General features: G+C 59.5%; 11 protein-coding genes. 4 read left to right on the forward strand and 7 right to left on the reverse strand.

All coding sequences use genetic code 11. The features are described 5' to 3' along the window. Nucleotides 1-161: 161 nt before the first annotated feature. The gene (locus ACJ8HA_RS23560; RefSeq protein ID WP_421117631.1) at nucleotides 162-1,448 is read right to left on the reverse strand and encodes a glycoside hydrolase family 10 protein; all 1,287 of its coding nucleotides are present in this window, start codon (nucleotides 1,446-1,448) and stop codon (nucleotides 162-164) included. A gap of 126 nt (nucleotides 1,449-1,574) precedes the next feature. Then, on the reverse strand, nucleotides 1,575-3,371 hold the full coding sequence (locus ACJ8HA_RS23565) for a glycoside hydrolase family 3 protein (RefSeq protein ID WP_197812680.1): 1,797 nt from the start codon (nucleotides 3,369-3,371) through the stop codon (nucleotides 1,575-1,577). 366 nt (nucleotides 3,372-3,737) lie between these two features. On the opposite strand from ACJ8HA_RS23565, the gene tus reads away from it, so the two are divergent. Next, on the forward strand, nucleotides 3,738-4,676 hold the full coding sequence (tus, locus tag ACJ8HA_RS23570; protein WP_049203487.1) for a DNA replication terminus site-binding protein: 939 nt from the start codon (nucleotides 3,738-3,740) through the stop codon (nucleotides 4,674-4,676). Here the strand turns inward: tus and ACJ8HA_RS23575 are convergent. The 3 genes from ACJ8HA_RS23575 to ACJ8HA_RS23585 form a co-directional block, all read right to left on the reverse strand. Continuing rightward, a complete protein-coding gene (locus ACJ8HA_RS23575; protein WP_028128189.1) occupies nucleotides 4,666-5,034 on the reverse strand; it encodes a VOC family protein in 369 nt (122 codons plus the stop codon). The two genes, tus and ACJ8HA_RS23575, sit on opposite strands and share 11 nt — an antisense overlap. 90 nt (nucleotides 5,035-5,124) lie before the next feature. Beyond that, on the reverse strand, nucleotides 5,125-5,814 hold the full coding sequence (locus ACJ8HA_RS23580; protein WP_025302706.1) for a helix-turn-helix transcriptional regulator: 690 nt from the start codon (nucleotides 5,812-5,814) through the stop codon (nucleotides 5,125-5,127). Between the two features lies 1 nt (nucleotide 5,815). Further along, nucleotides 5,816-6,706: a LysR family transcriptional regulator gene (locus ACJ8HA_RS23585; RefSeq protein ID WP_025302705.1), complete on the reverse strand. Its 891-nt coding sequence runs from the start codon at nucleotides 6,704-6,706 to the stop codon at nucleotides 5,816-5,818. Between the two features lie 103 nt (nucleotides 6,707-6,809). On the opposite strand from ACJ8HA_RS23585, the gene ACJ8HA_RS23590 reads away from it, so the two are divergent. Further along, entirely contained in the window at nucleotides 6,810-7,475 is a 666-nt protein-coding gene (locus ACJ8HA_RS23590) for a peroxiredoxin-like family protein (protein ID WP_049203490.1), read from the forward strand. A 48-nt stretch (nucleotides 7,476-7,523) separates the two neighbouring features. Here the strand turns inward: ACJ8HA_RS23590 and fumC are convergent, their stop codons facing one another. Together fumC and ACJ8HA_RS23600 are read right to left on the reverse strand one after the other, a co-directional pair. After that, complete coding sequence (gene fumC, locus ACJ8HA_RS23595; RefSeq protein WP_049203492.1) at nucleotides 7,524-8,921, reverse strand: class II fumarate hydratase; 1,398 nt, start codon at nucleotides 8,919-8,921, stop codon at nucleotides 7,524-7,526. A gap of 230 nt (nucleotides 8,922-9,151) precedes the next feature. Beyond that, nucleotides 9,152-9,484 carry a hypothetical protein gene (locus ACJ8HA_RS23600; protein ID WP_025302702.1) on the reverse strand — a complete coding sequence of 111 codons (333 nt, stop codon included), beginning with the start codon at nucleotides 9,482-9,484 and terminating at the stop codon, nucleotides 9,152-9,154. A gap of 476 nt (nucleotides 9,485-9,960) precedes the next feature. Here ACJ8HA_RS23600 and manA point away from each other — a divergent pair, with 476 nt between their 5' ends. Continuing rightward, nucleotides 9,961-11,139: a mannose-6-phosphate isomerase gene (gene manA / locus ACJ8HA_RS23605; protein WP_049203493.1), complete on the forward strand. Its 1,179-nt coding sequence runs from the start codon at nucleotides 9,961-9,963 to the stop codon at nucleotides 11,137-11,139. Between the two features lie 140 nt (nucleotides 11,140-11,279). Beyond that, nucleotides 11,280-12,812: a YdgA family protein gene (locus ACJ8HA_RS23610; RefSeq protein WP_025302700.1), complete on the forward strand. Its 1,533-nt coding sequence runs from the start codon at nucleotides 11,280-11,282 to the stop codon at nucleotides 12,810-12,812. The last annotated feature ends 162 nt before the right edge of the window (nucleotides 12,813-12,974 follow it).

Below are 12,974 nucleotides of genomic sequence, written 5' to 3' on the forward strand. Positions count from 1 at the left end.
CGTTCGCAGTTGCCAGACCGCAAACTGTTTTAACAAATCAAAAGGGGTCTTTATAACTGGCTCAAAGCTGAAAGCTTTACGGAACCCCCAGCCTAGCTGGGGGTTTTTGCATACAAAAAGCCGCGGCGATTTGCCGCGGCTCGTCCTGCCAGTGCCTGTGATTATTGACCGGTTTTCCAGCGGGTGCGCAGGTACTCCACGGCCTTATCCGTTTGCGGCTCGGTCAGATAGCGTTGCCGGAACAGGATGGTTCCCCCCATCCCCGGCAGGCTCTCGTTGAGATCCAACTGCCTTTTCAGCTCGGGAACGCCGCCATCGACGGTCCAGGCCGGCTCGCTGGCCGATGGCGTGCCCACTTTATACAGCGCCACCCCGGCATAGAGCCGAACCGGCGTGCCTTTCACCACCTCGGCCCACCAGTTGGCCAGCACGTCGTAGCGGACAATTTCACGATCGAAAGGCCAATACAGCTGTGGTGCGATATAGTCGAGCAGCCCCAGTTTTACCCACTGGCGCGTATCGGCATAGGCCGTATCGTACGATGGCGCCCCTGCCCGCGTCGCCGAGCCGGCAGGATCGTCCGCTTTGTTTCGCCATACGCCCGCCGGGCTGACGCCAAACGCAACCGCGGGTTTCAACGCTTTGACGGTGGCTGAAACCTGTTTTATCAATTGCAGCGTGTTGTCCCTGCGCCAGGCGGCTTTGTCTGCAAACCCTTTGCCGTAGGCGCGATACGTCTTCCCATCATCCAGCGGCGATTGCGGCGTTTCGTAATAGAAATAATCGTCAAATTGAATGCCATCGACATCATAGTTTTTGACTATTTCAGCCACCACGCCAGTGATCCAGTTGCGCACGTCGGGTAAGCCAGGATCGAGCACGAAGCGGTCGTTGGCCGTGCGGATCCAGTTAGGATGCAGCGCATAGACGCTGGCCGGTGGGGACTGCAACGTCTGATTAAGTGCATCAATCGTTTGCTGTCGGGTATTCATGGAAACCCGATAAGGGTTCAGCCAGGCATGCACTTTGATGCCGCGCCGGTGCGCTTCTTGCAGCATAAAGGCCAGCGGATCATAACCCGGATCCTGGCCCACGGTGCCGGTCAAGACCTCAGACCAAGGCAAGATGTCAGAACGCCACAGGGCCGTTCCGTCCGGTTTAACCTGAAAATACACCGTGTTAATCCCGGTTTTCACCATGTCGTCCAGCGCATCCGTCAGCCCCTGCTGCTGCAGGCGCACCCGCTCTTGCGCCGTTTCCGCTTTCAGGGAGGCCGCCAGCGGCCAGTCCAAGCCAATGACCGTGGCCAGCCAGATGCCCCGCATCGGTGTAACTGGCGGTGTCGGCTGTGCAGGTTTCTCCGGTTCGGGGGGCTTGGCGCATCCGCTCACGCCCAGCATGGCGGCCATCAACAGCCATCCGCCTAGTTTTGTTGCGCCTGTCGGCATAAATATTCTCCTTCCGTGAGTGACGGTTATCCCATGTCGTTTCGTGCAGAGCAAGAAACCGCCCGCTTTCTCAACGCGAGCAAGCTGCCGGCGTCGCCCTTTCTGACGACGCCGGTACTTGTCCCATTACCAGCTCAGCCCAGTCCCGCGAGGGAATGCGATCTTGCCCGTGTTGGTCTCCACATCGTAGTCATGCCAGGTGTTGACCGGCAGTTTTCCGTGCGGTGTGATTTTTCCCGTCAGCACCTGTGCCAGAGATATCATCGAGGGACCGCGCCACACGCCGCTGTCATACCCGTAGTAAGAATAGGTGGCGACGGCCGCCTCCACGTCTGCGGCATAGTTCACGATATCGTAAGGTGCGCGCAGTGAGAGGTGAACGCGCTTTTTCCCCTGTTCGGCGGCGTATTTCAACCAGCCCGGATAAGGGATGCTGTCATTACTCGCTCCGGTGGCGGAGGTAATGACCCCATCCTGTTCAGCAGGCGTAAAGCGGGTCGAAAGCGTGCCGAGCAGGAACACGTCGCAATCGGCAATATGCGCCCTGACCTGAGCATCGCTCAGTTCCGTTTCCTTCGCGGCAACGACGTTCTGGTAGCCTTCCTGTGCCATCACGTTAGCGATGCCTTTGGCCTGCTCACCCCACGGGGTCAGGATAAAATAGCGCAGCGCTTTGTCTTTCAACGGCAGCAGGCTGTGACGGTTGATAACCACGGTAATGGAGCGATCGGCAATGCGCTTTTCCAGCTTGTGTGCTGACAACGCGGCGTCGTTGGAACAAGGGTTATCGCTATGCCCCATCAGGCCATGGCGTAATTTCAGGCGCAAAATGCGCTCGACCGAGGCATCGATATCAGCCTCGCTGAGATGCCCCGTTTTCACCCTTTCCGCAAGATAACGAATCAGGTCCGGCAGCAGGTTAGCCTGGGCCGGCGAAGCGATGCTGACAGGCATCAGGGCGATATCCACCCCGGCGGCAAAGACGTTTTCAGCCGCCCCCTGTTGGGTGAAGTGCTCAGCAATCGCGCCCATATCCAGCGCGTCTGAAATCGTTACGCCGGCATACCCCAACTCATTGCGCAGAATCTGTGTCTGAATTTCATGCGACATGGTGGCCGGCACCGTGATTTTTTCGCCGCTGCGGGTAGCGATCTGGCGGTTGTCCAGAGCCGGATACTGAATATGCGCGGTCATGACCATGTCCGGCGCCGCGCAGCGATCGATAGCTTGCTTATAAGGGGCGATATCGATGGCAAACGCCTCTTCCCGCGTGCGATCGACGCGCGGCAAACCGGTATGCGAGTCGGTGGAGGTGCTGCCATGGCCAGGGAAGTGTTTGTAAGCGGTGATCAGCCCTTGCTGCTTCATCCCCGCCACTATTTTCTCGGCCAGGCGGGACACGGTGTTCTTATCATCGCTGAAGGCGCGAACGTTAATCACCGGGTTGAACGGGTTGGTGTTGACGTCCACGACCGGGGCAAAGTTGGTATTGATATGCAACGCGCGCATATCCTGGGCCATCAGCTTGCCCTGTTCAACGGCGAGCTGTTTATCCGCACCGCCCTCAATCGCCGCCGCCAGCGCCATATTGCCGGGGAATGAGGCATAGTCGCCGCGCGGCAGCCGGAAAACGTTACCGCCCTCATTATCCGTGCCGATAAACAGGCGAATGCCGGCGTGCGTTTTCATCGCGGCATACCAAGCCGTCAACGTTTTGATCTGCTGCTTGTCTTTCAGATTATTGGCGAACAGGATCACCCCGCCCACGTGGTTATCGGCGATCAGCTTGCCAATGGCTTCATCGGGAACGGTCATATCCTGATTGCTGCTACCGTTCCGATCCCAGTAGCGAAAATCCAGCATGATTTTTTGCCCGATCTTCTCTTCCAGCGTCATGTTTTTGACTTTCTGTTTAATATCCACAGTAAACCTCCTGTTAAAGCACCCGTTAATGACAGAAGAAAAGATAACCCCAAGGGCTCATAGCGTCCTGCCATTCTGTTTGTTCCAGCGATTGGACAACGGCAAACGAGAAATGGACTAAACAAAAAATAAACGAGCGGGAAAAAATTCATCCATGAATCAAAACCATAAGAAGACCAGGTTTATTTTCGACAATCACGCTTACCCGCATGTGTGGCAGACGAGCGAGAGAATTCCCCCTGCTACCCGCCCTATTTCCCCCTGGTAAGCCGGGCGGGCAGTTAAGCCGAGTATTTCCCCATCGCCGATGTTGCCCCCAGCCTGCTACTCTCCTATAGTATGTTGTAACTAAAATAGGAGCGTACGATGAGCAGATACGATGTGATTGGCCGAATGAATGCCTGCTTTGTCGAGCTAGAGCAGGCGCTGGGCGCATTGCAGCAGCAGATCACCCCGCTGCGCTTGCTGGCAGCGCGGGTGTTCAGCCTGCCGGAGGTTGAAAAAGGCCAGGAACATCAGGCTATCTCGCATATCGCGGTCGAACAGCATGTGGGACAAGCGGCGCGCGATCTGGCGCTGGAGCATTATCAGCGGCTGTTCATCCACCATAACCGGGAGAATGTCAGCAGCAAGGCCGCCGTGCGGCTGCCCGGCGTCATCTGTCTGGCGGTGGAGCAACCGGAGTATCAGGCGCTGCAGGCGCAGCTGGCGCTGGTCAACCGCCTGAAGGGCGAACTGGAGCAGATTATCACCGTCGATTCCGGTCTGGCGCCGGAGCAGCGTTTCGAGTTCGTACACACCCATCTGCACGGGCTGATTACCCTCAGCGCCTACCGCACCCTCACCGCCCTGACCAACCCCGACTCGGTGCGCTTCGGCTGGGCCAACAAGCACATCATCAAAAACGTCAAGCGGGACGACATCCTGGCGCAGCTGGAGAAAAGCCTGAAAGCCGGCCGCGCGGTGCCGCCGCACAGCCGTGAACAGTGGGCCACCCTGGTCAGCCGCGAAATAGACGATGTCAGCCGTCTGCCGCAGCACGCGACGCTGAAAATCAAGCGGCCGGTCAAAGTGCAGCCGATCGCCCGCGTGTGGTATCAGCAGCAGCAAAAGCAGGTGCAGCACCCCTGCCCGCTGCCGCTGATCGCCCTGTGTCAGGTAGAGAGCGGCGCCGCAGTGCCGAAGATTGGCGAGCTGCTCAACTACGACGTTGACGCGGTGAAACACCGTTACAAACCCGACGCCCGACCGCTGCGGCTGCTGGTGCCGCGCTTGCACCTGTATGCCGATGACGCTACTCGCTGAGGGCATATACTCGCAGGCGATGGCCGTCCGGATCCCGTGCGACGAAGGTGTAACCGAATTCCATCTCGGTCGGCGTTTGCTCGATAGGCAGCCCGAGTTCGCGCCACTGGTTATAGCGCGCTTCGACCTCTTGCGGATCCTGGCACAAGAAGCCCAGCTCACCGCCGCCGCCGGTCAACGTGGCAGCGGGTTTTACCCCCTGTTTGGCCCACATCCCCAGCTTGAAGCCGTTGTTGAGCACAAACAGGGCGAAGCCGGGAGAAAGCTCTACCGGCGCCTGTCCCAGTAAACGTTGATAAAAGGCGGCACTGTTCAGCGGATTGTCGACGTAAAGCAGGGTCATGCTGGGAAGGGTCATCGGTCTGTCCTCTGGATGATGGGAACCGGCCGGTTCCCGATAGGCACAGACTAAGGCGCGCGACTGACAGTTTATGGCAGCAGCGTGCCGCTATTGCTCCGCAATGCCCTCGCTGAGGCGCCACTCTTTCAGCAGCCGCCGCCGTCCGCGCGGATAGCGCGGTTCCAACGGCGTGGCGGCCTGGATGCGATCGAGGCGAAAATGACGAAAGGCCTGGCGCAGCTCGCACCAGGCGACCAACATCTGGAACTGGTCGAAAAAACCCAGTGCAAAGGGCCACAACAGGCGTTCGCTGCGCTGCCCCGCCAGGTCAAGATAGTCGATATGCAGCTTGCGCTCGCGGCGGATGGTGTCACGGATCAGCACCCGCAGCTCATCCGCCACCGGCGGCGCCTGAACCGGCGCTATCAACAGCGTGTTGGCCTCAAGCTCCTCCCGCAGTGCCGGCGGCAGCACGTCAGCGATCTTGGCCAGCGCCTGGCCCGCCGCACTCGCCAGCTGACTGTCGCCGTGGCGGCTGACCCAGCGCATCCCCAGCACCAGTGCTTCTGTCTCCGCCTGCGAGAACATCAGCGGCGGTAGCATGAAGCCGGGGCGCAGCACATAACCGACGCCCGCCTCGCCGGCGATCTCCGCCCCCTGCTGCTGCAGCGTGGCGATATCGCGGTACAGCGTGCGCATGCTGATGCCCAGCGTCTGCGCCAGCGCATGGCCCGCCACCGGATAACGGTGGCTGCGCAGCAGCTGCATCAGATCGAGTAAACGTTGTGCGCGCGACATATCACGGCTCCCTGCATAACGCGGTTTGGACAAAATCGGCAAAGGCCCGCGCCTTGGCCGAAACGAAATGGCCGCCGGGGAACACCGCCCACAGCGCCAGCGGCGGCAGTTGCCAGTCCGCTAAGGCCGCAATCGCCGCCCCGCTTTGCAGCTCGTTGCGAAACATGCCTTCGCTGGCGACGGTAGCACCGAAGTCCGCCATCACCAGCTCGCGCACGCACTCCGCCGCGTTGACCCGCATGCGCCCTGGCAGCCGCAGCGTGCGCTGTTCCTCTCCACGGCTGAAGCGCCACTGCTCGCCGCCGCCACGGTGATGGTAAATCACCATCTCATGCTGCAACAGATCTTCCGGCCGCTGCGGCATACCGGCAGCGGCAAAATAGCCGGGCGTGCCGATCACGCATTGCTTTACCTCACCCAGCTTGCGGGCGGTAAAGCCGGAATCCTCCAATTCGCCAATACACAGGGCAATATCGATGCCCTCTTCAATCAGCGACAAATTGCCGTCATCCAGCAGCAGATCGACGTTCAACCGCGGATTGGCGCGCATAAACGCCGTCAAATCAGGCAAGGGAACGATGCGGGCGAACACCGCCGCCGAAGCGACCCGAAGCCGGCCGCTCAGGGTCTCGCCAGCGCTCTGCACCAGCGCTTCGGTCTCCGCCAGCTCGTTAAGGATACGTCGGGTGCGTTGATACAGCTGCTGTCCCGCATCCGTCGGCTGCAGGCCGTGGGTCGAGCGCAGCATCAGGCGCGTGCCGAGCTGCTGTTCCAGCCGCGCCACCGCTTTTGAGACTGCCGGCTGCCCCACGTGCAGCCGCCGCGCTGCCGCGGTAAAGGAACCGCTCTCGTAAACGCAGGCATAGGTTTCGTAATCGGCAAATTTACCCATGACATTCCTTGATGGAATAACGGTTAGCATTTATTGCAGTCTACACGCGCCATTTAGGAATGGGCAAGATGAGCGCTCCCCCTCATTCCCATCAGGAGAACGCATGACACTGCAAGACAAACTCGATGCCTTCAAAGTGGCATTCGAAACCGACCAACTGCCGTTCAAACTCGCGGCGCAAGATCACGCGCTGATGCGTGAGGCGATCCAGGCGCAGATCGCGTCGGGCATTACCGAATGCGCGCTGACGGTCGGCGACGCCGCGCCCGGCTTTATCCTACCGGACAGCGAAAACCGGCCATGCTCTTCCGCGGCGCTGTTGGCGAAGGGCCCACTGGTCATCAGTTTCTATCGCGGGGTCTGGTGCCCTTACTGTACGCTCGATCTGCAGGCGCTGCAGGCCGCACTCCCCGCCATCACGCATCACGGCGCGCAGCTCGTGGCCATTTCACCGCAGAGCGCGGTGCATAACCGCCAGGCCGCGCGCGATCACGATCTCACCTTTCCGCTGCTCAGCGATGCAGGCAATCGCCTGGCGGCTCAATTCGGCCTGCGTTACCGCCTGCCGGACGCGCTGATCGCCCTGTATCAACAGCGGCTCGGCCTCGATCTGGCGCAGTTCAACCAGGATGACAGCTGGACGCTGCCGCTGCCGGCGCGGTTCGTCATTACTCCCGATGGCCGTATTGTCTACGCCGAAGCGCACGCCGATTACACCCGGCGGCCGGAGCCGCAGGCGCTGTTGTCGGTGCTGGAAGGATTAGCATGAAAAGACGGGGCGCAACCGCGCCCCGTTAAGAGATGGTGATGAACGCGGTTACTTCTGCATGCTGCCGACCATCGCTTCCGGCCGCACCCACTCATCGAACTGCGCTTCGGTCAGATAGCCGAGCTTCAGCGCCGCGGCTTTCAACGTCAGCCCTTCCTTGTGCGCTTTCTTGGCGATTTCCGCCGCTTTGTCATAACCGATATGGGTGTTGAGCGCCGTCACCAGCATCAGCGATTCATTCAGCAACTGGGTAATGCGATCGCGGTTCGGTTCGATGCCCACCGCGCAGTGCTCGTTGAAGCCCTGCATACCGTCGGCCAGCAGGCGGATCGACTGCAGGTAGTTGTGGATCACCATCGGGCGGAACACGTTCAGCTCGAAGTTGCCGGAAGCCCCGCCGATGTTCACCGCCACGTCGTTGCCCAGCACCTGCGCGCACAGCATGGTCATCGCTTCACACTGGGTCGGGTTGACTTTGCCCGGCATGATGGAGCTGCCCGGCTCGTTCTCCGGGATCGAGATCTCGCCGATGCCGCAGCGCGGGCCAGACGCCAGCCAGCGCACGTCGTTGGCGATCTTCATCAGCGAAGCCGCCAGCCCTTTCAGCGCGCCATGCCCTTGCACCAGCGCATCGCAGGTCGCCAGCGCTTCGAACTTGTTCGGCGCGGTGACGAACGGCTGATGGGTCAATTCCGCCAGCGCTTTAGCGACGCGCACCGCGTACTCCGGATGGGTATTCAGGCCGGTGCCGACCGCCGTGCCGCCCAGCGCCAGCTCGGCGATGTGCGGAATACTGCCCTCGATGTGTTTCAGATTGTGCGCCAGCATCGCCGCCCAGCCAGAGATTTCCTGCCCCAGGGTCAGCGGCGTGGCGTCCTGCAGGTGGGTGCGGCCGATTTTAACGATGTCGCGGTAGGCTTCGGCCTTGTCGCTCAGCGTCTTGTGCAGCACTTTCAGCTCGGGGATCAGGTGCTCGCGCAGCGCAATCACCGCCGCCACGTGCATCGCGGTGGGAAACACGTCGTTGGAGCTCTGGCTTTTATTGACGTCGTCGTTCGGATGCACCTTGCGCTCTTCACCGCGCACGCCGCCCAGTAGCTCGCTAGCGCGATTGGCCAACACTTCGTTCATGTTCATGTTGGTCTGGGTACCGGAGCCGGTTTGCCAGATGGACAGCGGGAACTGGTCAGCATGACGATCCGCCAGCACTTCGTCGGCGGCGTTGATGATGGCGGCACCCCGCTCGGCCGGCAGCAGCCCCAGATCCACGTTCACCTGCGCGGCGGCGCGCTTGGTCAACGCCAGCGCGTGGATCAGCGCGGTCGGCATCTTTTCGGAGGAAATACGGAAATGTGCCAACGAACGCTGGGTTTGCGCGCCCCACAGCTTGTCGGCCGCGACTTCGATGGGGCCCATAGAGTCTTTTTCGATACGAACGCCTGCCATCATGATCTCCTTAGCATAATTCCTAAAATTGTAGGGTTAGGCCGACGCGCTACCCCCCGTCGGCATGCACTCCCAGTATAGTGACATAATAACTATTCGCATTAAGAGAGTTATCTCACAGCACGTTTCATCTCTTTTACCCATCAATGACGCGGTTATTTTCCGCCGGTTAACCCGCGCCGAAATAAACGGCCGGAAATGAGTCCGGAGAATAAAAGTGTGGGTAGCCATTAACGCGGATGACGCGAATTAAAATTATTGATGCGTTGCGCCTGTAAATGATTGAGCTCATCGATACGTTGTTGCTGCAGATGATTGATTTCGTCATAGGCGTCCTGCCGTTCATTATGCCGATACGCCCCGGTCGCCACCGCGCCGGCGGTAAGTGCCAGCGGGTGCGCCACGGGTGCGATCGCGGTGGGAACCGCTACCGGCGCGGGTGCAACGACGATCGGTGCCGGCGCGATCACCACGGCGCGCGGAGCTGCGTAGGGATAGGCGACAATCACCGCCGCCTGAGCTGCGCCGGTGCAAAAGCCCAACAACAACAACAGTTTTTTCATGCAACAGACCTCTTGTTTCGTTAAATCGACTCATTGGCCGTTACGGTAAAGGGGTCTGACGCGCCGGTTTAAGCTCGGCGTGTGATCGCCCGGCGCAGCGCGAAAATAATAATAAGGGAATGGCTCAGACGGTAAAAAATAAATTCAGCCGACATAGTTTGACATGTTGAAGAATAAATAATGACGCAGGATAAACGAGCTATCGGCAATAACCCATTCTCCCAAAGAATAATCTTGCGACGGATTTTCTGGGCCGCGTTGAGACCTGCGCACCAATTGAGACGCCGATCGTTATCACGCTATACTTTGGCCCCGTTGCCGGGCGCGACGTTATCCGGCGATGTTTTGATCGCGCCCATGATTTTTCCTGCCGACGCGAGGGTATGATGGTCGTCGGCATAGATTGAGTTAACCGTATAAAATCAGAAGGTTAATTGCCAATAGTGCGGCAATGACGCAGAAGGACGTTTATCGACATGCAAAAAATGACCAACGCGGTACAGAATTACGCTTGGGGCAGCCACGACGCGCTGACCCGTCTTTACGGCATCGCCAACCCGGATAATCAGCCGATGGCCGAACTGTGGATGGGCGCCCATCCCAAGAGCCCTTCCCGCGTGCCGGGCGCCGACGGTGAACTGCGTTCGCTGCGCGATCTGATCGACGAAGACCAGCCAAAACAGCTGGGCGCCAACGTCGCCAGCCGTTTTGGCGAGTTGCCGTTCCTGTTTAAAGTGCTGTGCGCCGATCAGCCGCTGTCGATCCAGGTCCACCCGAGCAAAGCGGCGGCCGAGGTCGGCTTCGCGAAAGAGAACGCCGCCGGCATCCCGCTGAGCGCCGCCGAACGCAACTACAAAGATCCCAATCACAAGCCCGAGCTGGTGTTCGCGCTGACGCCGTTCCTGGCGATGAACGGTTTTCGTGAATTGGCCGATATCGTTTCCCTGCTGCAACCTATCGCCGGCGCGCACCACGATATCGCCGCCTTCCTGCAGCAGCCGGACACCGCCCATCTGTCTACCCTGTTCGCCAGCCTGTTGACGATGAGCGGCGAGCAGAAGTCGCTGGCACTCGGCGTGCTGAAAGCCGCGCTCAACAACCAGCAGGGTGAACCCTGGGATACCGTGCGGTTCATCGCCGGTTTCTATCCGGACGACAGCGGCCTGTTCTCACCGCTGCTGCTGAACGTGGTGCAGCTCGCGCCGGGCGAAGCGATGTTCCTGTATGCCGAAACGCCGCACGCCTACCTGAAAGGCGTGGCGCTGGAAGTGATGGCCAACTCGGATAACGTGCTGCGTGCCGGCCTGACGCCGAAATTTATCGACGTGCCCGAGCTGCTGGCCAACCTGCAGTTTCGCCCGCAGCCGGCTTCCGGCCTGCTGACCCAACCGGAGCGGCGCGGCAACGAGCTGTTCTTCCCGATCCCGGTGGAAGATTTCGCCTTCTCACTGCACGATTTGACCACCGCGCCGCAGGCGCTGGCACAGCGGAGCGCGGCTATCGTGTTCTGCGTCAGCGGCGAAGCGACGCTGGAAAAATCCGGGCAGCACCTGACGCTCAAACCGGGTGAATCCTGCTTTATCGGCGCCTTCGAATCCCCGGTCAACGTCAGCGGCAGCGGCCGCATCGCCCGGGTTTATAACCAACTGGCCTAACCGTTGATAAATTTCAGCAAATTGCTTGCTGAAAGCGAGAGCTGCCCCCACAATTAAACGCCTGCGGGCGTTTTTTGGCGGCCCCTATTTGCCCCTCCCACGCAACGGAGGGTGATAAGAAAAAAGGATGAAACAGAGCTATGAAAAAATCGTTAGTCGCTGTCAGCGTCATTGTCGTTCTTGGCGCAGCATGGACCGGGGCATCCTGGTACACCGGGAAACAGATCGAGCAGCACATGGGCGAAGTCGTCGACAACGCCAACGGCCAACTGAAAGCCTACCTGCCGAAAGCCGGCGTCAAGCTGAGCTATGAAAATTACCAGCGCGGCCTGTTCAGCAGTAAAGTGCGTTATGTGCTGCGTTCCGACGGCACGGATACCAGTGAAAACGCGGCGCTGAAAGCCGGTGAAGAAGTGGCGTTCCTGGAAACCATCGATCACGGTCCGTTCCCGTTCGCGCAGCTGAAAAAATTCAACCTGCTGCCGAGCATGGCGTCGGTGCATACCGAGCTGGAAAACACCCCGGCGGTGAAAGGCCTGTTTGAAACCACCAAAGGCAAATCGCTGTTTACCGCCGATTCGCGCATCTCGTACAGCGGCGATACCGCGTCCACCATCGACTTTATCCCACTGGACTACCAGAAGGATAAATCTTCGTTGAAATTCAGCGGCGCCACCATTGACGCCGACGTGTCCCGCGATCTGAAAAAATTCGCGCTGGACGCCAATAGCGACACTATCGTGTTCGCCAGCCCGAACGAATTCGGCCAAAACGAGCAGATCACCTTCCAGGGCTTCAACCTGAAAGGCAACAGCAACGAAAGCAAGTTCGGCGTGAAGCTCGGCGATCAGACGATGACCCTGAAACAGTTCAAACTGACGATCGACGGTAAAGACACCGTGGCGTTGGACGGTTTCAATCTGGTGAGCAAGTTCGGCGAGCAAGGCAGCAGCAACATCGGCGGCCAGATCGATTACACCATGGACGCGCTCAAGGTGCAGGGCAACGACTTCGGCGCCGGTAAACTGACGCTGAAAATCGACAACGTCGACGGCAAGGCGCTGAAAGACTTCTCCGACAGCTACAACCGCCAAACCATGGCGCTGCTGCAGCAGGGCGAGAACCTGGATCCGGACGTCTACGAACAGCAGACCTCCGAGATGCTGCAAAAGAACCTGCCGATGCTGCTGAAAGGCAACCCAAGCCTCAGCATCGCCCCGCTGAGCTGGAAAAACAGCAAGGGTGAGAGCCTCTTCACGCTGGATCTGGCGATGACCGATCCGAGCAAGGCCGCCTCCCCGGCACAGTCGCCGGATCAAGTGATCGCTCAGGCGGTTAAAAAGCTGGATCTCAGCCTGACCATTCCGGAAGCGATGGCCACCGAAGTGACCGCGAAGACCGCTCTGTTGCAGGGTTACAATGAGGAAGACGCGCAGAAACTGGCGCAGCAGCAAGTGCAGGGCCTGGCGGCCATGGGCCAGATGTTCAAGCTGACCACTCAGAAAGACGGCGTGATCGCGAGCAAGTTCCACTACGCTGACAATCAGGTTGACCTGAACGGCAACAAGATGTCGCTGCAGGAGTTCATCGGCCAGTTCGCCATGCTGGGTGCCCCGGCGGAAGACGCTGAACCGGCGCAGGAAGCGGAACCCGCTCCGGCACCGGCGCAGTAATCGCCTGAAAGCCTGACAAGGGCCCCCTGCGGGGCCCTTTTTATTGTATGCAAAAACCCCCAGCTAGGCTGGGGGTTCCGTAAAGCTTTCAGCTTTGAGCCAGTTATAAAGACCCCTTTTGATTTGTTAAAACAGTTTGCGGTCTGGCAACTGCGAACGTTC

The organism is Serratia sp. CY33802 (genome assembly GCF_052169095.1).
GTDB lineage: Bacteria > Pseudomonadota > Gammaproteobacteria > Enterobacterales > Enterobacteriaceae > Serratia > Serratia bockelmannii.

Excerpts from the sequence above, each read along its gene's own strand:
- ACJ8HA_RS23560 (WP_421117631.1), bottom strand. The coding sequence starts at position 1,448 with ATGCCGACAGGCGCAACAAAACTAGGCGGATGGCTGTTGATGGCCGCC.
- tus (WP_049203487.1), top strand. The coding sequence starts at position 3,738 with ATGAGCAGATACGATGTGATTGGCCGAATGAATGCCTGCTTTGTCGAG.
- ACJ8HA_RS23575 (WP_028128189.1), bottom strand. The coding sequence starts at position 5,034 with ATGACCCTTCCCAGCATGACCCTGCTTTACGTCGACAATCCGCTGAAC.
- ACJ8HA_RS23580 (WP_025302706.1), bottom strand. The coding sequence starts at position 5,814 with ATGTCGCGCGCACAACGTTTACTCGATCTGATGCAGCTGCTGCGCAGC.
- ACJ8HA_RS23585 (WP_025302705.1), bottom strand. The coding sequence starts at position 6,706 with ATGGGTAAATTTGCCGATTACGAAACCTATGCCTGCGTTTACGAGAGC.
- ACJ8HA_RS23590 (WP_049203490.1), top strand. The coding sequence starts at position 6,810 with ATGACACTGCAAGACAAACTCGATGCCTTCAAAGTGGCATTCGAAACC.
- fumC (WP_049203492.1), bottom strand. The coding sequence starts at position 8,921 with ATGGCAGGCGTTCGTATCGAAAAAGACTCTATGGGCCCCATCGAAGTC.
- ACJ8HA_RS23600 (WP_025302702.1), bottom strand. The coding sequence starts at position 9,484 with ATGAAAAAACTGTTGTTGTTGTTGGGCTTTTGCACCGGCGCAGCTCAG.
- manA (WP_049203493.1), top strand. The coding sequence starts at position 9,961 with ATGCAAAAAATGACCAACGCGGTACAGAATTACGCTTGGGGCAGCCAC.
- ACJ8HA_RS23610 (WP_025302700.1), top strand. The coding sequence starts at position 11,280 with ATGAAAAAATCGTTAGTCGCTGTCAGCGTCATTGTCGTTCTTGGCGCA.